At 68.9% G+C, this 19431-nt stretch carries 17 protein-coding genes; all 17 read right to left on the bottom strand.

All coding sequences use genetic code 11. From position 1 onward, the window contains the following. Window positions 1-9: 9 nt before the first annotated feature. Window positions 10-1029 (bottom strand): polyprenyl synthetase family protein, encoded by a 1020-nt coding sequence (locus AC1DS4_RS12205; protein ID WP_477633228.1) that lies wholly within the window; start codon window positions 1027-1029, stop codon window positions 10-12. Next, a complete protein-coding gene (gene nuoN, locus AC1DS4_RS12200; protein WP_477633229.1) occupies window positions 1026-2624 on the bottom strand; it encodes an NADH-quinone oxidoreductase subunit NuoN in 1599 nt (532 codons plus the stop codon). The genes AC1DS4_RS12205 and nuoN overlap by 4 nt, the downstream gene beginning before the upstream one ends. Continuing rightward, window positions 2624-4153 (bottom strand): NADH-quinone oxidoreductase subunit M, encoded by a 1530-nt coding sequence (locus tag AC1DS4_RS12195; RefSeq protein WP_477623844.1) that lies wholly within the window; start codon window positions 4151-4153, stop codon window positions 2624-2626. The genes nuoN and AC1DS4_RS12195 overlap by 1 nt, the downstream gene beginning before the upstream one ends. Further along, complete coding sequence (nuoL, locus tag AC1DS4_RS12190; protein ID WP_477633230.1) at window positions 4153-6090, bottom strand: NADH-quinone oxidoreductase subunit L; 1938 nt, start codon at window positions 6088-6090, stop codon at window positions 4153-4155. The genes AC1DS4_RS12195 and nuoL overlap by 1 nt, the downstream gene beginning before the upstream one ends. A 13-nt stretch (window positions 6091-6103) precedes the next feature. After that, window positions 6104-6403: an NADH-quinone oxidoreductase subunit NuoK gene (gene nuoK / locus AC1DS4_RS12185; RefSeq protein WP_140741957.1), complete on the bottom strand. Its 300-nt coding sequence runs from the start codon at window positions 6401-6403 to the stop codon at window positions 6104-6106. After that, entirely contained in the window at window positions 6400-7170 is a 771-nt protein-coding gene (locus AC1DS4_RS12180; protein WP_477633231.1) for an NADH-quinone oxidoreductase subunit J, read from the bottom strand. The genes nuoK and AC1DS4_RS12180 overlap by 4 nt, the downstream gene beginning before the upstream one ends. 76 nt (window positions 7171-7246) lie before the next feature. Beyond that, window positions 7247-7855, bottom strand: a complete 609-nt coding sequence (gene nuoI / locus AC1DS4_RS12175; protein ID WP_477613712.1) for an NADH-quinone oxidoreductase subunit NuoI — start codon at window positions 7853-7855, stop codon at window positions 7247-7249. Continuing rightward, window positions 7848-9215 (bottom strand): NADH-quinone oxidoreductase subunit NuoH, encoded by a 1368-nt coding sequence (gene nuoH / locus AC1DS4_RS12170; RefSeq protein ID WP_477613911.1) that lies wholly within the window; start codon window positions 9213-9215, stop codon window positions 7848-7850. Before nuoH ends, nuoI begins: the two co-directional genes overlap by 8 nt. Before the next feature lie 35 nt (window positions 9216-9250). Then, on the bottom strand, window positions 9251-11746 hold the full coding sequence (locus tag AC1DS4_RS12165; protein ID WP_477623841.1) for an NADH-quinone oxidoreductase subunit G: 2496 nt from the start codon (window positions 11744-11746) through the stop codon (window positions 9251-9253). Continuing rightward, complete coding sequence (nuoF, locus tag AC1DS4_RS12160) at window positions 11743-13056, bottom strand: NADH-quinone oxidoreductase subunit NuoF (RefSeq protein WP_477613714.1); 1314 nt, start codon at window positions 13054-13056, stop codon at window positions 11743-11745. The genes AC1DS4_RS12165 and nuoF overlap by 4 nt, the downstream gene beginning before the upstream one ends. Beyond that, a complete protein-coding gene (nuoE, locus tag AC1DS4_RS12155) occupies window positions 13053-13970 on the bottom strand; it encodes an NADH-quinone oxidoreductase subunit NuoE (protein WP_477623840.1) in 918 nt (305 codons plus the stop codon). The genes nuoF and nuoE overlap by 4 nt, the downstream gene beginning before the upstream one ends. Continuing rightward, window positions 13970-15331 (bottom strand): NADH-quinone oxidoreductase subunit D, encoded by a 1362-nt coding sequence (locus AC1DS4_RS12150; RefSeq protein WP_477613716.1) that lies wholly within the window; start codon window positions 15329-15331, stop codon window positions 13970-13972. The genes nuoE and AC1DS4_RS12150 overlap by 1 nt, the downstream gene beginning before the upstream one ends. Beyond that, the gene (locus AC1DS4_RS12145) at window positions 15331-16131 is read right to left on the bottom strand and encodes an NADH-quinone oxidoreductase subunit C (protein ID WP_477623839.1); all 801 of its coding nucleotides are present in this window, start codon (window positions 16129-16131) and stop codon (window positions 15331-15333) included. The genes AC1DS4_RS12150 and AC1DS4_RS12145 overlap by 1 nt, the downstream gene beginning before the upstream one ends. Further along, window positions 16128-16757 carry a NuoB/complex I 20 kDa subunit family protein gene (locus tag AC1DS4_RS12140; protein WP_477633232.1) on the bottom strand — a complete coding sequence of 210 codons (630 nt, stop codon included), beginning with the start codon at window positions 16755-16757 and terminating at the stop codon, window positions 16128-16130. The genes AC1DS4_RS12145 and AC1DS4_RS12140 overlap by 4 nt, the downstream gene beginning before the upstream one ends. 20 nt (window positions 16758-16777) lie before the next feature. Beyond that, window positions 16778-17140: an NADH-quinone oxidoreductase subunit A gene (locus tag AC1DS4_RS12135; protein WP_477613719.1), complete on the bottom strand. Its 363-nt coding sequence runs from the start codon at window positions 17138-17140 to the stop codon at window positions 16778-16780. 133 nt (window positions 17141-17273) lie between these two features. Further along, entirely contained in the window at window positions 17274-18608 is a 1335-nt protein-coding gene (locus AC1DS4_RS12130; RefSeq protein ID WP_477633233.1) for a geranylgeranyl reductase family protein, read from the bottom strand. Window positions 18609-18711: 103 nt separating this feature from the next. Then, window positions 18712-19407 carry a demethylmenaquinone methyltransferase gene (locus tag AC1DS4_RS12125; protein ID WP_477623836.1) on the bottom strand — a complete coding sequence of 232 codons (696 nt, stop codon included), beginning with the start codon at window positions 19405-19407 and terminating at the stop codon, window positions 18712-18714. Window positions 19408-19431 lie beyond the last annotated feature (24 nt).

The following is a 19431-nucleotide window of genomic DNA, read 5'->3' as shown; positions in this document are numbered from 1 at the left end:
CGGCATACCTCAGCCGACGCGGGAGACGACGCTCGTCGCCAGGGCCCGCAGCGCCGCCTTGGCCTCGCTGTCGGGCAACGGGTCGAGGACGTCCTGGGCGGCTCTGGCCACGGCGGCGGTGTGTTCGCGGGCCTGCTCCATGGCCGGGTGCACGCGCAACAGCCCGAGCGCCTCGTCGAGCAGCGCCTGGTCGCGCAGCTCGGTCCGCACCAGCTCGCGGAGCCGGTCGTCCGCGGGGTCTGTCGAGGCGAGGGCATAGAGCACCGGAAGGGTCCGCTTGCCTTCGCGCAGGTCCGTGCCGGGGGTCTTGCCCAGGTCCTCGGCCTCCGACGAGACGTCGATGAGGTCGTCGGCGAGCTGGAAGGCCATGCCGAGCCGTTCGCCGTACTCGCGCATGATCTCGACGGTCTGCTCGTCACACCCCGAGAACATGGCGCCATAGCGTGCGGCCGTCGCGATCAGGACGCCGGTCTTGTCGGCCAGCACCCCGAGGTAGTAGTCGACGGGGTCCTGCCCGCTGGGGCTGGGGCGGTCGTCCCGGATCTGTCCGGCGCACAGGCGCACGAAGGTCTCGGCCTGGATCTTCACAGCGTCGGCGCCGAGGTCGGCGATGATCGACGACGCGGTGCCGAAGAGCATGTCGCCGACGAGGATCGCGGTGGAGTTGCCGTACTTCGCATTGGCGCTGGGGGCGCCGCGACGGACCTCGGCCTCGTCCATCACGTCGTCGTGGCACAGCGAAGCGACGTGGGTCAGCTCCACCCCGGCCGCGGCCGCGACGACGTCCGCGTTGATACCGGTCCCCAGCTCGGAGGCCAGCAGGGTCAGCAGCGGACGGAACCGCTTGCCCCCGGCCTCGATGAGGTGGGTGTTCGCCTCGGCGATGAAGTCGTCGTCGTGGTCGACCTCGCGGCGCAACAGCGCGTCGACCTCGTCGAGGCCGACCTGCAGGCGCGCTGAAAGCCGTTCCGACGTGCCGGGCAGGACGATGACGGGAGGAGTCGAGCTCGCCCGGCGAGGTTGTGTCATTTCACCAAGAACTGCGACGACCGCTCGGCGAGGTCGAGGGCCTGCGACGGGAGCACCCCGAGGGCGAGCGTCACGAGCGTGCCGATCGTGATCGCGATCGTGGTGAACGGCGAGGCCGTCTCGGCCACCACTGCCTCACCTGCCGGCGGGTCGGTGAAGTACATGAGCACGATCAGGCGGACGTAGACGAACGCCGTGATCACGCTGCACAGGACACCGATGATGACCAGGGCCAGCCCCGAACGCCCGCCGAAGCTGATCGCCGGCGAGAAGGCGGCATACTTCGCGGCGAAGCCGGAGGTCAGGGGGATCCCCGCGAACGCCAGCAGCAGGAAGGCGAAGACCCCGGCGACCACGGGGTGGTTGCGACCCAGACCCGCCCACTGCGAGAGGTGGGAGGCCTCGGAGCCGCCCTGGCGCACGAGGGACACCACGGCGAAACCGGCGATCGTCATGAAGCCGTAGGCGACGAGGTAGAACATCGTGCCCGAGACGCCGGTGCGGTCGAAGGACAGCACGGCGACGAGGATGAAGCCCGCGTGCGCGATGGAGGAATAGGCGAGCAGCCGCTTGACGTCGGTCTGGGTGACCGACAGGACCGCGCCCACGACCATCGTCAGGGCGGCGACGGCGATGACTCCACCACGCCAGTCCCAGCGGTTGGCCTCGATGCCCACGTAGACGACGCGCAGGATCGCGCCGAAGGCGGCGACCTTGGTGCACGCCGCCATGAAGCCGGTCACCGGGGTTGGCGCACCCTGGTAGACGTCGGGGGTCCACGAGTGGAACGGCACCGCGCCGACCTTGAACAGCAGGCCGATCAGTACGAGAAGCACCCCGGGCAGCAGCAGGCCCTCGAGCGCTCCGTTGGCCGCGCTGACCGCGGTCGCGATGTCGGCGAGGTAGAGCGATCCGGCGTAGCCGTAGAGCAGTGCCGCACCGAAGAGGAAGAACGCGGAGCTGAAGGCGCCGAGCAGGAAGTACTTGAGCGAGGCCTCCTGGGACAGGAGCCGGCGACGACGGGCCAACCCGCACAGCAGGTAGAGCGGGAGGGACAGGACCTCGAGCGCCACGAACATCGTCAGGAGGTCGCCCGCGGCAGGGAACAGCAGCATGCCGACGACCGAGAACAGGGTCAGCGGGAAGACCTCGCTGGTCGCCAGCCCGGCGCGCAGTGCTGCTGCCTCGTGGGGCGACCCGGGGACGGCCGCACCCATGGGGGTGAACGCATCCGCACCCTGGCCGCCGAACTTCTCGGCCATCGTGAGGATGCCGAGGGCAGCCATCGCCAGGATCGCGCCCTGGAGGAACAGCGCGGGGCCGTCGATGATGACCGCCTGGGCCAGCGTGCCCCCGCGGTGGCTCGCCTGGGTCGACACCGCCACGAGGACGACGAAGGCCGCGACGAGCGTCACGAGGGCCAGGCTGACCTGGATCGCGTGCCGCAGCCGACGCGGGGCGAAGGCCTCGACGAGCACGCCGATCATGGCTCCCGCGACCACGATGAGCATCGGCGCGATGGCGCCGTAGTCGACGTCGGCAGCCTTGAAGGCGGACGTGAGCATCGGCGGCGACAGGACCGTCATGGCGGGCATTACTTCGTGCTCCCGTCAGCAGCGGAGGTGGGGTTCGGGTCGGTCACGCCGACGTGCTTCAACGTGGCGGTCACCGCCGGGTTGAGCATGTCGAGGGCGGGCTTGGGGTAGAACCCGAGCACCAGGAACGCCGCGATGAGTGGGGCCACGACGAGCTTCTCCCGCACCGTGATGTCGCGGACCGGCGCATCGAGCTCCGGCCGGGGACCGGTCATCATCCGCTTGTACATGAGCAGGATGTAGAGCGCCGCCAGCACGATGCCTGCCGTCGCGATGACCGCGGGGACCGGGTAACGCTGGAACGTCCCGACGAGCACCATGATCTCGGAGATGAACGAGCTCAGTCCGGGCAGGGCCAGGCCCGACAGGCCGGCCACCAGGAAGACACCGGCCAGTCCGGGCGTGATCCGTTGCCAGCCACCGAAGTCGGGGATCCGCTTGCTGCCCCGACGGGCGACCAGCATGGCTCCGATGAGGAACAGGGCGGCCGTCGAGAACCCGTGGTTCAGCATGTAGAGCGTCGAACCCGCCCCGCCGGTCTTCGTCAGGGCGAAGATGCCGAGGACGATGAAGCCGAAGTGGCTGATCGAGGTGTAGGCGATCAGTCGCATGATGTCGGTCTGGCCGATCGCCAGCAGCGCACCGTAGAGGATCGAGATGACCGCCAGCGTCAGCACCACCGGGGTCGCCCACTTGGACGCCTCAGGGAACAGCTGGAGGCAGAACCGGATCATCCCGTAGGTGCCGACCTTGTCGAGCACGCCGACGAGCAGCACTGCTGTCGCGGGGCGCGCCTCGGTGGCGGCGTCGGGCAGCCAGGTGTGGACGGGCCACATCGGAGCCTTGACGGCGAACGCGATGAAGAACGCCACGAACATCAGCCGCTCCGGCGTCGCACCCAGCGACAGGCCGGTGAGCTTGGACACGAGGAAGCCGTCGGACCCACCCGGCCCGTAGTGGTAGAGCGCGATGACGCCCACCAGCATGACCAGCCCACCCGCGAGCGAGAAGAGCAGGAACTTGACCGCGGCATACTGCCTGCGCGATCCCCCGAAGGAGCCGATCAGGAAGTACACCGGTATGAGCATCGCCTCGAAGAAGACGTAGAAGAGGAAGACGTCGGTGGCGGCGAAGACGCCGACCATGAACGTGGCCAGCACCAGCATCAGCGCGAAGTAGTTCTTCTCGCGCTTGCCGCCCTCGGGCACGTCGTGCCAGGCGGCCAGGATGCAGACGGGGGTCAGCACCAGGGCCATCAGGATCATGACGAGCGCGATGCCGTCGACGCCCAGCGCGTAGGACACCCCGAACTGAGGGATCCACTCGTGCTGCTCGGTGAGCTGGAACTGCGCGCCCGAACCGTTGTCGAACTGGAGCGCGGCGGCGATGCCGAACACCAGCGTGACCAGCGAGAAGCCCAGGGCGACGTGCTTGGCCCGGTCGGTCAGCCCGGCCGGAAGGCCGGCCACGACGGCAGCACCGATGAGCGGGATCAGCCCGATCACGGTCAGCCAGGGGAAGTTCGTCATCACTGGATCACCCACATGGCACCGAGGATCACGACGACGCCGGCGAGCATCGTCAGGGCGTACGAGCGTGCAAAGCCGTTCTGGAGGCGACGCAGGCGGCTGGACGTGCCACCGACGAGGGCGGCCAGACCACCGACCGCGCCGTCGACGCCGCGGTTGTCGGCGAAGACCAGCGCCCGGGTCAGGTGGACACCGGGTCGCATGAAGACTCCTTCGTTGACGTCGTCCTGGTAGAGGTCACGGCGCGCGGCACGGGTGACGAGCGAGCCCGCGGGCTGGGCGTGCGGCACCTCGTCGCGCCAGTAGCGCATCCACGCGAGGGCGATGCCGCCGGCGACCAGCAGCAGGGTCAGCGTCATGAGCAGCCACACCGGCAGGACCGGCTCCTCCCCCTCGTGTGCCCCCACCACCGGCTCGAGCCAGGAGGTGAACGTCCCGCCGATCGACAGGACGAGGCCGAGCAGGGCCGAGCCCACCGCGAGCACGATCATCGGGACGGTGATGGTGAGGGGCGACTCGTGGGGGTGCACGTCGTCGGTCCAGCGCTTCTTGCCGTGGAAGGTCATGAAGAACAGGCGGGACATGTAGAAGGCCGTGATGCCGGCACCGATGAGGGCGGCACCGCCGAACACCCACGGCCGCCAGCCCTCGCCGATGAAGGCCGCCTCGATGATCTTGTCCTTGGACCAGAAGCCCGAGAACGGCGGCACCCCGAGGATCGCGAGCCAGCCGAGCCCGAAGGTCAGCCAGGTGATCTTCATCGCGCCGGAGAGCCCACCGAAGCGGCGCATGTCGACCTGGTCGTTCATGCCGTGCATGACCGAGCCTGCGCCGAGGAACATGCCGGCCTTGAAGAAGCCGTGGGTCAGCAGGTGGAAGATCGCGAAGGCGTAGCCGACCGGGCCGAGGCCGGCGGCGAGCATCATGTAGCCGATCTGCGACATGGTCGAAGCAGCCAGTGCCTTCTTGATGTCGTCCTTGGCGCAGCCGACGATGGCTCCGAAGATCAGCGTCACGGCACCCACGGCGACGACCGCCAGCTGGGCGTTGGGCGCGTTGTCGAAGATGAAGCTGCTGCGCACCACGAGGTAGACGCCGGCGGTGACCATGGTCGCCGCGTGGATCAGCGCGGACACCGGGGTCGGGCCGGCCATGGCGTCGCCGAGCCAGCTCTGCAGCGGGAACTGAGCAGACTTGCCGCAGGCACCGAGCAGCAGCAGCAGGCCGATCGCCGTGAGCACGCCCTCGCCCGCACCGCCCTTGGCGGCCTCCTGGACGCCCGCGAAGGTGACCGTGCCGAAGGCCGCGAACATGACCATGATCCCGACGGACAGGCCGAAGTCACCGACGCGGTTGACGACGAACGCCTTGTTGGCGGCGGTGGCGTAGGTGGGGTTGTGGTTCCAGAACCCGATGAGCAGGTAGGACGCCAGACCCACGCCTTCCCAGCCGACGTAGAGCAGCAGATAGGAGTCGGCCAGCACCAGCAGCAGCATCGCGGCCACGAACAGGTTGAGGTAGGCGAAGAACCGGCGCTTGTCGGGGTCGTGATCCATGTAGCCGAGCGAGTACACGTGGATCAGCGACCCGACGAAGGTCACCAGCAGCACGAAGGTCACCGACAGCTGGTCGACGAGCATCCCTGCGTCGAGGTTGAACGACCCCGCCGGCACCCAGTTGAACAGGTGCAGGTGCGCGGCACGCTCCTCGGCGCCGCGACCGAGCATCGAGATCCAGACGACGAGGCCGACGACGAAGGCCGCCCATGACATCGCGACGGCGAACAGCGGCCCCCACTTGTCGGTGGCGCGGCCACCGAACAGCAGCACGGCAGCACCGAGCAGCGGGAGGGCTACCAAGAGCCAGGCGTATGCCGTGACGCCGGTGGCCGCTGTTGCGGCCCCATCAGCGGCGGCGAGGTGGGCGAGGGAGGTCAACTGGTGGCTCCTTCTACAGCTTCAGCAGGTTGGCGTCGTCGACCGAGGCCGACCGGCGGGCACGGAAGATGGCCATGATGATGGCCAGGCCCACGACGACCTCGGCAGCGGCGACCACCATGACGAACAGGGCGATCACCTGGCCGTCGAGGTTGCCGCGCATCCGGGAGAACGTCACGAACATCAGGTTGGTCGAGTTGAGCATCAGCTCGACACCCATGAACACGATGATGGCGTTGCGCCGCATGAGGACTGCCGCACCACCGATCGCGAACAGCAGGGTCGCGAGGTAGATGTAGTTGACGAGGTTCATCGCTGCGAGCCCTCCTCGATCTCGTGCTCCGTGTCGTGTTCGAACTCGATGTGGCGTGCAGGCGCGACGTTCTGCTCACGGGCGGTGAGCACCCGCGACACGGACAGCTCGCTGGGCGACCCGTCGGGCAGCAGCGCCGGGGTGTCGACCGCGTTGCTGCGGGCGTAGACACCGGGAGCAGGAAGGCCTGCGACGTTGCGGTTCTCGAGGACGCGGCGCTCGGACCACGCGCGCTGGCTGGGCTTGGTGCCGATGCGCTCGCGGTGGGCCAGCACCATGGCACCCAGGGCGGCCGTGATGAGCAGGGCCGACGTGATCTCGAACGTCCAGACGTACTTGCCGAAGATCAGGTCCGCGACGCCCGAGACGTTGCCCGTGCTGTCGTTGACGCCCGACAGGCCCTTCATCGGTCCGAACTCGGCCCGGCCGATGGCGGTGAAGAGCAGGCCGGCCAGTCCGAACGCGAGCAGGAGGCTCGCCCACTTCTGGCCCTTGAGGGTCTCGACGAGGGAGTCCGAGGAGTCGACGCCGACGAGCATCAGCACGAAGAGGAACAGCATCATGACCGCGCCGGTGTAGACGAAGATCTGGATGATGCCGAGGAACTCAGCCTCCTCCGCGATGTAGAAGATGCCCAGGTTGATCATCACCAGGGCCATGCCGAGCGCGGCGTGGACGGCCTTCTTGGCAAAGATCAGGCCGAGTGCGCCGAGCACGCTGATCGGCGCGAGGATCCAGAACATGATCTGCTCACCGAGGCTGGTCATGCGAGGACCTCCTGAGGACACGAGCGAGGAACGAGCGAGGCCCGGAAGGACGACGAGCATGGCCAAGTGAACGTGGTCATGCGGACTCACCACCCTCGGCGGCGTGTGCTGCCGCCCACTCCTCCTGGTCGGGCGTGGCGCGGGCCACCTTGCCCAGGTAGTAGTCGCGCTCCTCGAGGCCCTCGACCATCGGGTGCGGAGCCGGGAGCATGCCCTCGGAGAGCGGCGCGAGCAGCTGCTCCTTGGTGAAGATGAGGTCGGCACGGTTGTTGTCGGCCAGCTCGTAGAAGTTGGTCATCGTCAGCGCCCGGGTCGGGCAGGCCTCGATGCACAGCCCGCAGAAGATGCAGCGCAGGTAGTTGATCTGGTAGACGCGGCCGTAACGCTCACCGGGAGAGAACCGGCCGGAGCCGCCTTCGGAGTCGTCGTTCGAGGCGCCTTCGACGAGGATCGCGTCAGCCGGGCAGGCCCAGGCGCACAGCTCGCACCCGACGCACTTCTCGAGCCCGTCGGCGTGCCGGTTGAGCTGGTGACGTCCGTGGAACCGCGGCTGGGTCGGCCGCTTCTCCTCGGGGTACTCCTCGGTCTCCAGCTTGCGGAACATCGTGGCGAACGTGACGCCGAACCCGCCGACGGGAGCGAAGAGGTCCGCGAGGAACCCGGGCTTCTTCTGGTCGTCAGCCACGAGTGGCCTCCTCCTTGTCGGTGGCGCGCTCGCCGATCGCGAGCGACGGCTCCTTGAGCCGCTGCCCGGGCAGCGGGGGCACCGGGTAGCCGCCGGCGAAGGGGTCGATCTCCTCCGGCGGGGGCATGTTGCGGATGGCGTCCTGTTCGATCTTGCGGTTGTCACGCAGCCAGGCGATGACCAGGACCGCCCCGGCGAGGATGACGACGAAGGCGATGCTGAGGACGGGGAACTCCCGGCCGCGGAAGGTGACGCTCGGCCCGTGGATGAAGCCGAGCTGGCTGGCCTTCATGAACGAAGCGACCACCACCCAGGTGAGCGTGACGGGGATGAGGAACTTCCAGCCGAACCGCATGAACTGGTCGTAGCGGACACGGGGCAGCGAGCCGCGCAGCCAGACGAAGAAGAACATGAAGAGCCAGAGCTTGATGACGAACCAGAGCAGGCCCCACCAGCCGTGGTTGAACATGCCGTCGTTGATGGCGGCGATGCCGGGAGGGGCCATCCAGCCCCCGAGGAACATCGTCGTGGCCAGGGCCGAGACGGTGAACATGTTGACGTACTCACCGAGGAAGAACATGGCGAACTTCAGCGACGAGTACTCGGTGTGGAAGCCACCGGTCAGCTCGCCCTCGCCCTCGGCGAGGTCGAACGGCAGACGGTTGGTCTCGCCGACCATGGTGACGACGTAGACCAGGAAGCTGGGCACCAGCGGCAGGATGTACCAGAGGCTCTTCTGGGCACCGACGATCTGCGAGGTCGACATCGACCCGCTGTAGAGGAAGACCGCGACGAGCGACAGGCCCATGGCGATCTCGTAGGAGATGACCTGGGCCGTGGAGCGCAGCCCACCGAGCAGCGGGTAGGTCGAGCCCGAGGACCAGCCGGCCAGCACGATGCCGTAGACCCCGACACCGGCCACCGCGAGCACCAGCAGCACGGCAACGGGGATGTCGGTCAGCTGCAACGGAGTCCGGTGACCGAACATCGAGACGGTCGGCCCCATGGGGATGATCGCGAACGACACGAAGGCCATCGCACCCGCGATGGCGGGGGCCAGCGCGAAGACGACCTTGTCGGCGTTCTTGGGCGTGAGGTCCTCCTTGAGGGCCAGCTTCACGCCGTCGGCGAGGGTCTGCAGCAGGCCGAACGGCCCGGTGCGGTTGGGGCCCGGACGCTGTTGCATCCGGCCGATCACGCGGCGCTCGAACCAGATGACGACGAGGGTGTTGACCAGCAGGAAGACGAAGACGAGCAGCGCCTTCACCAGGTGCAGCCACCACGGGGTGTCGCTGAAGTCCGCGCTCGGGTTGTCGGCGAAGGGCGCCGAGGCCCCGAGCCCGACCGCGAGGTGCGGTATGCCGGCGACGGCGTCCGCGGCATACGTCAGGGTGCTCACTGGGCGCCTCCCTTCGTGAGGGTCACGACGTCACCGGCGACCGCCCCCAGGGCGGCACGGACGGTGGAGCCGTCGGAGTTGGTCGGCAGCCAGACGACGTGGTCGACCATGCCTGCGGTGACCGCGACCGGCGCCGACACCGAGCCGGCGGCGGTGGACACGGTGACCGTGTCGCCGTCGACGAGGTCGAAGGACTCGGCGGTCGCGGCGGACACGCGGGCGAACGCCTTGGCAGCCGTGCCTGCGAGGAACGGCTCGCCGTCCTGCAGCGAACCACGGTCGAGCAGGTGGTGCCAGGTCGCCAGCACGAGCTCGCCCGCCCCTGCACTCGGCAGGTCGCCGACCTGCACCGACGGGGCAGCGGCGCGCTCGCCCGTCGCCGGGCCGAGTGCCGTCATCTCGCGGCGGATCTCCCCGAGCGTGCGGGTGCCCAGGAAGGCACCCATCTCGGAGGCGAGCATGTCCAGGACGCGGAAGTCGGACTGGGCGGCGCTGTCCAGCGCAGCCTCGAAGGCCCGCGGACGTCCCTCCCAGTCGACGAACGTCCCGCCCTTCTCCGCGTGCGGAGCGACCGGGAGCACGACGTCGGCCACGGCGGTCACCGACGAGGGCCGGAAGTCGAGCGAGACCACGAAGGTCTTGGCGAGGGCTTCCTCGGTGTGCGGGCTGGCCAGGTCGGCTGCATCCACGCCACCGACGACCAAGGCGTTGACCGAGCCGGTCGTGGCGGCTCGGAGGATGCCGGCACCGTCGCGGCCGGGCACGTCCGGGAGGCCGACGACGTCCCACAGTTCGGCGACCCGCTCACGAGCGGCTGCGTCGGCGACCAGGCGGCCGCCGGGCAGCATGGTCGGCAACGCGCCGGCCTCGAGCGCGCCGCGCTCACCGGCCCGACGCGGCACCCAGGCCAGGCGGACGTTGTCCGACGTGGCCAGCGCGGCTGCCGCTGACAGTGCGCCGGGGACGGTGGCGAGGCGCTCGCCCACGATCACGATGGCGCCCGGCTGCTCGAGGGCCTGGGCCGCGCGTGCGGCTGCCCCGTCACCGGTGACCCCGTCGGCCAGGGCACGCAGCACCTCGGCCTCGGTGCCCGGTGCGGCCGGGATGAGGGTGCCGTTCAGCTTGGTGAGGCCGCGCGTCTCGAAGGGCGCCACGGCATACACGGCCGTCTTGGTGCGGCGCACTGCCTTGCGCAGCCGCAGGAAGACGATCGGGCTCTCCTCCTCGGGCTCGAAGCCGACCAGGACGACGGTCTTGGCGGCCTCGAGGTCGGCGTAGGTGACCGCGTCGCCCTCCGGACCGGTGGCGACCACCGTGGACGCGAGGAAGTCGGCCTCCTCCGCCGAGTGCGGGCGGGCACGGAAGTCGATGTCGTTGGTCGCGAGCACGGCGCGGGCGAACTTGCCGTAGGCGTAGGCGTCCTCGACGGACAGGCGTCCACCGGTCAGCACCCCGACACCCTTGGAGGCGCGCAGTCCTGCGGCAGCGGCGGCCAGCGCCTCGGGCCACGAGGCGACCTGCAGCTCGCCGTCCTGGTCGCGCACCATCGGGTAGTCGAACCTGTCGCCGGTGCTGGCGTACTGGAAGGCCCAGCGACCCTTGTCGCAGTTCCACTCCTCGTTGACCGCCACGTCGTTGATGGCCATCCGCCGCAGCACCGCACCGCGGCGGTGGTCGGTGCGGATCGAGCAGCCGGACGCGCAGTGCTCACAGACGCTCTTGGTCGACATCAGGTCGAACGGGCGGCTGCGGAAGCGGTAGGCAGCACCGGTCAGCGCGCCCACGGGGCAGATCTGGACGGTGTTGCCCGAGAAGTAGGACTCGAACGGCTGCTCCTCGTAGATGCCGACCTGCTGGAGGGCACCGCGTTCGACCAGGGCGATGAACGGGTCACCCGCGATCTGGTCGGAGAAGCGGGTGCAGCGGGCGCACAGGACACAGCGTTCGCGGTCGAGCAGCACCTGCGAGGAGATGTTGATCGGCTTGGGATAGGTGCGCTTGACGTCCTCGAAACGGGACTTCGCGCGACCGTTGCTCATGGCCTGGTTCTGCAGGGGGCACTCGCCACCCTTGTCGCAGACCGGGCAGTCGAGCGGGTGGTTGATGAGCAGCAGCTCCATCACGCCCTGCTGCGCCTTGTCGGCGACCGGGGAGGTCATCTGGGTCTTGACCTCCATGCCCTCGGTGGCCGTGATGGTGCAGGAGGCCTGCGGCTTGGGCATCGGTCGGAGGGTGCCGTCCGGACCGGGGGTGGCGATGTCGACGAGGCACTGGCGGCAGGCGCCGACCGGCTCGAGGAGCGGGTGGTCGCAGAACCGCGGGATCTCGACGCCGACCTCCTCGGCGGCCCGGATCACCAGCGTGTTCTTGGGGACCGACACCGAGACACCGTCGATGGTGAGGGTCACCAGGTCGGCGGCCGGGGGTGCCGAGGCGTTGCCCCCGGTGCTGACGGCGTTGCCGCCGGCGCTGGGGCTCGTGGTCACGCTCATGCGGACACCGCATCCTTTGCGAACAGGGTGGAGTCTCGTGGGTCGAACGGGCAGCCGCCGTGCGTCAGGTGGGCGAGGTACTCCTCGCGGAAGTACTGGATGCTGCTGGTGATCGGGCTGGTCGCGCCGTCACCCAGCGCGCAGAAGCTGCGGCCGAGGATGTTGTCACAGATGTCGAGCAGCTTCTCGAGGTCCTCCTCGGACCCCTGTCCGTGCTCGAGCCGGCCGAGGATCTGCTTGAGCCACCAGGTGCCCTCACGGCACGGGGTGCACTTGCCACAGGACTCGTGCTTGTAGAAGTCGGTCCAGCGGTCGACCGCCCGGACCACGCAGGTCGTCTCGTCGAAGATCTGCAGGGCCCTGGTGCCGAGCATCGAGCCGGCGGCGGCCACTGACTCGAAGTCGAGCGGGGTGTCGAGGTGCTCGTCGGTGAACAACGGCGTGGACGAACCACCCGGCGTCCAGAACTTGAGCTTCTTGTTGGGGTCGCGCATGCCACCGGCCAGGTCGAGCAGCTCGCGCAGCGTGATGCCGAGCGGTGCTTCGTACTGGCCGGGACGCTTGACGTGGCCGGAGAGGCTGAAGATGCCGAAGCCCTGCGACTTCTCCGTGCCCATGCCCGAGAACCAGTCCGCGCCGTGGAGCAGGATCGGCGGCACCGAGGCGATCGACTCGACGTTGTTGACCACGGTCGGGCGGGCGTAGAGACCCGCCACGGCCGGGAACGGCGGCTTGAGGCGCGGTTGGCCGCGACGGCCCTCGAGGCTGTCGAGCAGCGCAGTCTCCTCGCCACAGATGTAGGCACCGGCACCGGCGTGCACGGTCACGTCGAGGTCGAACCCCGAACCCTGGATGTTCTTGCCGAGGTAGCCCGCGGCATACGCCTCCTCCACCGCGCGCAGCAGGCGGCGGTAGACGTGCACGACCTCGCCGCGCAGGTAGATGAAGGCGTGGTTGCAGCCGATCGCGAACGACGTGATCGCCACGCCCTCGATGAGGAACTGCGGCGCCGCCATCATCAGCGGGATGTCCTTGCAGGTGCCCGGCTCGGACTCGTCGGCGTTGACCACGAGGTAGCGGGGGCCGCCGTCCGGCGGGGGCAGGAAGCCCCACTTCATGCCGGTCGGGAAGCCTGCGCCGCCACGGCCGCGCAGGCCGGAGTCCTTGGTCATCTGGACGAGGTCGGCGGGCTTCATGCCGAGCGCCTTCTTCAGCGCCTGGTAGCCCTCGTTGCGCTCGTAGGTCTCGAGCGTCCACGACTGGGGGTCATCCCAGAACTTCGTGAGGATCGGGGTCAGCGTGGTGCTCATGCCTCGTCCTTTCCATCTGCCTTGGTGGTCTCGTCGAAGAGGGTGGCCGGCTTGTCGTCGACCACCTCGTCGGGCTCGTTGGCCGTCGAGTCGGTGGAGGTATGCCGTCCCGGCGCCACCTCGTCGGACGTCGCCTCGGGGGCGTGCTCCTCCTTGGGCGCCTCTCGGGCCTCGCCGGCCTCGCCGGCCTCGCCGGCGTCACCGTCCGGCGCGGTCCAGCCGCGCTCGTTGGCGATCCTCAGGCCCTCCAGCGATGCGGGCCCGGCGCCCACGCCCTCATCCGCGAGCCCGTCGTGGAAACCGGCGAGGACGCGCGAGACCTGCTTGAAGGAACACACTTTGTCGGGGCCGCGGCTGGGCTTGACGTCCTTGCCGGAGCGCAGGTCGTCCACCAGCTGCTTGGTCGACTCGGGAGTCTGGTTGTCGAAGAACTCCCAGTTGGCCATCACCACCGGGGCGAAGTCGCAGGCCGCGTTGCACTCGACCCGCTCGAGGGTGACTTTGCCGTCCGGCGTCGTCTCGTCATGGCCGATGCCGAGGTGCTCGGAGACCTCGTCCCAGATCTGGTCACCGCCCATGATCGCGCAGAGGGTGTTGGTGCAGATGCCGACGGTGTACTCGCCGTTGGGGTGCCGCTTGTACTGCGTGTAGAACGTCGCGACACCCGAGACCTCGGCGGTGCTCAGGTCGAGGACCTCGGCGCAGAAGTCGATGCCCCGACCCGTGACGTAGCCGTCGACCGACTGCACGAGGTGCAGCAGCGGCAGCAGCGCCGAACGCTTCTGCGGGTACTTCGCGACGACCAGCGCAGCGTCCTCGTGGAGACCGGCCAGCACGTCGGCGGCATACGGCTCCTTGGACTCTGGAGCGACGGTCAGGTGCCCTGCCGCCGTCTGGATCCCGTAGTGCTCCATCAGCGGTCCACGCCTCCCATGACGGGGTCGATCGAGGCGACGGCGACGATGACGTCGGCGATCTGGCTGCCTTCGCACATCACGGCCGTGGCCTGAAGGTTGTTGAACGACGGGTCGCGGAAGTGCGCGCGGTAGGGGCGCGTGCCGCCGTCGGACACCACGTGGCAGCCGAGCTCGCCCTTGGGGCTCTCCACCGCGGCATACGCCTGGCCCGGGGGGACCCGGAAGCCCTCGGTCACCAGCTTGAAGTGGTGAATGAGGGACTCCATCGAGGTGCCCATGATCTCGCGGATGTGGTCGAGGCTGTTGCCCATGCCGTCGCCGCCGATGGCCAGCTGTGCGGGCCAGGCGATCTTCTTGTCCTCGACCATGACCGGGCCGGCCTCGGACTGGAGCCGGTCGATGCACTGCTCGGCGATCTTGAGGGACTCGTACATCTCGTCGATGCGGATCCGCAGCCGGGCGTAGGCGTCGGACTCCGTGCGCGTGATGACCTCGAAGTCGTAGGTCTCGTAGCCGCAGTAGGGGTCCAGCTTGCGCAGGTCGTGGGGCAGACCGGTCGAACGCAGCATCGGGCCCGTGATGCCCAGCGCCATGCAGCCCGACAGGTCGAGGTAGCCGACGTCGACGGTGCGGCCCTTGAGGATGGGGTTCTCGTTGAGCAGGAGCTCCAGCTCGCCAAGTCCCTTGCGCACCAACGGAATCGTGTCGCGCACCTTGTCGATGGCGCCAGGCGGCAGGTCTTGGGCGACACCGCCGGGACGGATGAACGCGTTGTTCATGCGCAGGCCGGTGACCATCTCGAAGATCGACAGGATCCGCTCGCGCTCGCGGAACCCGACCGTCATGACGGTGGTGGCACCCATCTCCATGCCACCGGTCGCCAGGGCGACGAGGTGGGAGGTGATCCGGTTGAGCTCCATCATGAGGACCCGGATGACGCTGGCGCGCTCGGGGATCTGGTCGGTGATGCCGAGCAGCTTCTCGACCCCGAGGCAGAACACGGCCTCGTTGAAGAACGGCGTGAGGTAGTCCATGCGGGTGCAGAACGTCACGCCCTGGGTCCAGGTGCGGAACTCCATGTTCTTCTCGATGCCGGTGTGCAGGTAGCCGATCCCCGCGCGGGTCTCGGTCACCGTCTCGCCGTCGAGCTCGAGGATGAGGCGGAGCACGCCGTGCGTCGACGGGTGCTGCGGACCCATGTTGACGACGATCCGCTCCTCGTGGAGGGCCGCCGCCTCGTCGACCAGCTGGTCCCAGTCGCCACCGGTGGCGTTGAAGACGTGCGCACCCGCTGAGGCCGCCGCGTCCGCGCCCGAGGTGGCGTAGATGTCCTTGTCCTTGAGTGAGTTGGCAGTCATCAGCTGTAAGACCTCCGCTGGTCCGGCGGCGGGACGGTGGCGCCCTTGTACTCGACGGGGATGCCGCCGAGGGGGTAGTCCTTCCGCTGCGGGTGGCCCGGCCAGTCGTCGGGCATGAGGATGCGGGTGAGTGACGGGTGACCGTCGAACTTGATGCCGAACATGTCCCAGGTCTCGCGCTCGTGCCAGTCGTTCGCCGGGTAGATCTCGACGATCGACGGGATGTGCGGGTCGTCGTCGGGTGCGGTGACCTCGACGCGGACCCGGCGACCGCCGTGGGTGATGGACAGGAAGTGGTAGACGGCGTGCAGCTCGCGACCGGACTCGTGCGGGTAGTGCACACCGGAGACGCCCGTGCACATCTCGAAGCGCAGCGACGGGTCGTCGCGCAGGGAGCGGGCGACGGCCGGCAGGTGCTCGCGTCGGACGAAGAGGGTCATCTCGCCGCGGTCGACGACGACCCGCTCGACGGCCTCGGCATAGGAGGCGGTGCCGCCGTTCAGGCCACGCTCGAGCTGGTCGGCGATGGTGTCGAAGTAGCTGCCGTAGGGACGGACCGCCGCACCGGGGAACAGGATCGGGCTGACCATGCCGCCGTAGCCGGTGGTGTCACCGGTGTCGGTCGCGCCGAACATGCCGCGGCGCTCGCCGACGACGACGGGGTCGGGAGTGGTGCCGGGGGCGGCAGGCAGGCGCTCGTCGTCCGCGCGGTCGACAACCTCGCCGGGCTGGACGCCGATCGTGGCCGCAGCCGCTTCGGGGGCCGGCTGGTCGGGAGCGTCCTTCTTCTCTTCGCTCATGCGACACCGCCCTGCGTCACGTCGGTCCCGTGCAAGTGGCCGTGCGCGTGGGTGTGGCCGCTGCCGGCGCCCTGGGCGAGCAGGCCGGTCATCTGGTGGGTCGGCGTAGCGGACAGCGCAGCCGCCTCAGCAGCACGCGCGGCGGCCACGCGGTTGACGCCCAGCTTGGAGTTCTGGATCTGATCGTGCAGCGTGATGATCGCGTTGAGCAGCATCTCGGGGCGGGGCGGACAGCCGGGCAGGTAGACGTCGACGGGGATGATGTGGTCGACGCCCTGCACGATCGCGTAGTTGTTGAACATGCCGCCGGAGCTCGCGCAGACGCCCATCGAGATGACCCACTTGGGCTCGGGCATCTGGTCGTAGACCTGGCGGACGACGGGTGCCATCTTCTGGCTCACGCGACCGGCGACGATCATCAGGTCGGCCTGGCGCGGCGTCGCGGAGAACCGCTCCATCCCGAACCGGGCGATGTCGTAGTCGGGTGTGCCGACGGCCATCATCTCGATGGCGCAGCAGGCGAGGCCGAACGTGGCCGGCCAGACCGAGCTCTTGCGCATGTAGCCGGCGACCTGCTCGACCGTGGTCAGCAGGAAGCCGGCGGGCAGCTTATCTTCGATTCCCATTGGTTGGTCCTAGTCCCTCGTCAGTCCCACTCGAGGCCGCCGCGGCGCCACACGTACGCGTAGGCCACGAACACGGTCAGGATGAACAGCACCATCTCCACGAGCGCGAACAGGCCGAGCTGGTTGAAGGCCACCGCGAACGGGTAGAGGAACACCGACTCGATGTCGAAGATGATGAAGAGCATTGCGGTCAGGTAGTACTTGATCGGCACGCGTCCACCGCCGACGGCGTGGGGGGTCGGCTCGATGCCGCACTCGTAGGCGTCCAGCTTGGCGCGGTTGTAGCGCTTGGGGCCCGAGACGGCCGCGGCGCCGACCGAGAAGACGGCGAAGCCGCCACCGATGGCCAACAGGAAAAGCAACGGGACGTAGGGGTTGCTCATCGCCGTGCCACTCCCTTTCTGTGGTTGCTACTGCCGTGGGTGCTGCCGTCGTCGTCCCTGCCGACTGTGGCACCGGTCACATCCTTGCGGTGCGGCCCAATCCTAGGGGCGCCGCCAGAGAATGCACGCCGGGTCATGCGTCCGGCGCCATCTTGGACAGGGCGGTGATCAGGCGGTCGCTCGCGTCGCCGCCGTGCGGCTCGGCGAGGTTGGCCATCACCTTCAGGAGGAACTTCATCAAGGTGGTGCGGGGCAGCCCGTACTTGGTGGCCAGACGCATGATCTCGGGGTTGCCGATCATCTTCGCGAAGTAGCGGCCGAGCGTGTAGTAGCCGCCCAGCGCGTCAGCCATGACCTTGGGGTAGGACTGGAGGACGCGCTCGCGCTGGGCGTCGGTGCCGCGCGCGAACGCCTGCGCGATCACCTCGGCGGCCAGGCGCCCGGACTCCATCGCGTAGGCGATGCCCTCGCCGTTGAACGGGTTGACCATGCCGCCGGCGTCACCGACGAGCAGCAGCCCGTTGTCGTAGTGCGGCTGCCGGTTGAAGCCCATCGGCAAGGCTGCGCCGCGGATCGGGCCGACCATCGTCGCGTCGTTGTAGGTCCAGTCCTCGGGCATCGTCGCGACCCAACGACGCATGACGTCCTTGTAGTCGGTCTTGCCGAAGGCGCTGGAGGTGTTAAGGATCCCGAGGCCGACGTTGGAGGTCCCGTCGCCGACGCCGAAGATCCAGCCGTACCCGGGCAGCAGCACCTTCTTGCCGTTGTCGTCGGTGGACCACAGCTCGAGCCAGGACTCGAGGTAGTCGTCGTCGTGGCGGGGGCTCGTGTAGTAGGTGCGCACGGCCACGCCCATCGGACGGTCCTCGCGCTTCTCGCGGCCCATCGACAGGGACAACCTCGAGGAGTTGCCATCGGCAGCGACGACCAGCGGCGCGGCATACCGGAGCTCGGGGCCGGTCGACCGGCCCTTCTCGTCGACCGCCTTGGCGGTCACGCCCACGATCGCGCCCTTGGAGTCGAGAATGGGACCGGTCACGTTCGTGGACTCGCGCAGCCGCGCACCGTGCTTCACCGCGTGCTTGGCGAGGATGTCGTCGAAGTCCTGCCGCGTGCGCACCAGGCCGTAGGGCGGGAAGCTCGCGAGGTCGGGCCAGGGCAGGGACAGCCGCATGCCGCCGCCGATGATCCGCAGGCCGTGGTTCTTGATCCAGCCGTCGTCCTCGGGCGTGGGGATGCCGAGGGTGATCAGCTCCTTCACGGCGCGCGGAGTGAGCCCGTCGCCACACACCTTCTCGCGGGGGAAGCTCGTCTTCTCGAGGACGAGGACGTCGAGCCCCGCCATGGCGAGGTATGCCGCGGTGGCCGACCCCGCAGGACCGGCACCGACGACGATGACGTCGGCCGTCTCCGTGGGAGCCCGGCTCGCAGAGATGCCTCCGGCGGCCTCGCTGATGGTGTCTGTCACGCCTGCCTCACCCGCTTGTGAACGTCTTCACGAACTTCAACTGCGGAGTCTATTCCCGACCCGCCGTCCGGTCACCAGTAAGGCGACCCTTACCCCTCGCCCGTCACGCCGGCTTCGTCGCTCGGTGCAGCGCGACGATGCCGCCCGTCAGGTTGCGCCAGCCGACCTCGCTCCACCCGGCCGCGGCGATGCGCTCCCCCAGCTCGCGCTGCGCGGGCCAGGCCTGGATCGACTCGGCCAGGTAGACGTAGGACTCGGGGTTGCTGCTGACCTTGCGCGCGATGGGGGGCAGCGACCGCATGAGGTACTCGCTGTAGACCTTGCGGAACGCGCCGTTGACCGGCTGGCTGAACTCGCAGACCACGAGCCTGCCACCGGGCCTGGTCACCCGCAGGAACTCCGCCAGCGCCCCCTCGACCCCTGAGACGTTGCGCAGGCCGAACGACATCGTCACCGCGTCGAAGCTGTTGTCCGCGAAGGGAAGCCGCATCGCGTCGGCCGCCGTGAAGCCCAGGTCGGGACGCCGCCGGTTGCCCACCCTCAGCATGCCGAGGGAGAAGTCGGCCGGCACGACGTTGACACCGTGGTCGGCGAACGGCTCGCTGCTCGTGCCCGTGCCCGCGGCGATGTCCAGCACGGTCTCGCCGGGCTGGGCGGCCACCGCCTTGAGGACTGCCCGTCGCCACAGCCGGTCCTGGCCCAGGGAGAGGACGTCGTTGGTGAGGTCGTACTTGCCGGCCACGTCGTCGAACATCGCGGCGACGTCGCGGGGATCCTTGTCGAGGCTGGCGCGGGTCATGGTCGCCATCCTCCCATCCGGCCC

Source organism: Pedococcus sp. P3_C7, from assembly GCF_056402615.1.
This window is presented reverse-complemented; position numbering and strand designations above follow the sequence as displayed.

What these genes read in the sequence shown, in the direction of transcription:
- AC1DS4_RS12135 (WP_477613719.1), bottom strand. Translation starts at nt 17,140, where the DNA reads ATGAGCAACCCCTACGTCCCGTTGCTTTTCCTGTTGGCCATCGGTGGC.
- AC1DS4_RS12165 (WP_477623841.1), bottom strand. Translation starts at nt 11,746, where the DNA reads ATGAGCGTGACCACGAGCCCCAGCGCCGGCGGCAACGCCGTCAGCACC.
- nuoK (WP_140741957.1), bottom strand. Translation starts at nt 6,403, where the DNA reads ATGAACCTCGTCAACTACATCTACCTCGCGACCCTGCTGTTCGCGATC.
- AC1DS4_RS12195 (WP_477623844.1), bottom strand. Translation starts at nt 4,153, where the DNA reads ATGACGAACTTCCCCTGGCTGACCGTGATCGGGCTGATCCCGCTCATC.
- AC1DS4_RS12145 (WP_477623839.1), bottom strand. Translation starts at nt 16,131, where the DNA reads ATGAGCGAAGAGAAGAAGGACGCTCCCGACCAGCCGGCCCCCGAAGCG.
- AC1DS4_RS12150 (WP_477613716.1), bottom strand. Translation starts at nt 15,331, where the DNA reads ATGACTGCCAACTCACTCAAGGACAAGGACATCTACGCCACCTCGGGC.
- AC1DS4_RS12140 (WP_477633232.1), bottom strand. Translation starts at nt 16,757, where the DNA reads ATGGGAATCGAAGATAAGCTGCCCGCCGGCTTCCTGCTGACCACGGTC.
- AC1DS4_RS12205 (WP_477633228.1), bottom strand. Translation starts at nt 1,029, where the DNA reads ATGACACAACCTCGCCGGGCGAGCTCGACTCCTCCCGTCATCGTCCTG.
- nuoF (WP_477613714.1), bottom strand. Translation starts at nt 13,056, where the DNA reads ATGAGCACCACGCTGACCCCGATCCTCACGAAGTTCTGGGATGACCCC.
- nuoE (WP_477623840.1), bottom strand. Translation starts at nt 13,970, where the DNA reads ATGGAGCACTACGGGATCCAGACGGCGGCAGGGCACCTGACCGTCGCT.
- nuoN (WP_477633229.1), bottom strand. Translation starts at nt 2,624, where the DNA reads ATGCCCGCCATGACGGTCCTGTCGCCGCCGATGCTCACGTCCGCCTTC.
- AC1DS4_RS12125 (WP_477623836.1), bottom strand. Translation starts at nt 19,407, where the DNA reads ATGACCCGCGCCAGCCTCGACAAGGATCCCCGCGACGTCGCCGCGATG.
- AC1DS4_RS12180 (WP_477633231.1), bottom strand. Translation starts at nt 7,170, where the DNA reads ATGACCAGCCTCGGTGAGCAGATCATGTTCTGGATCCTCGCGCCGATC.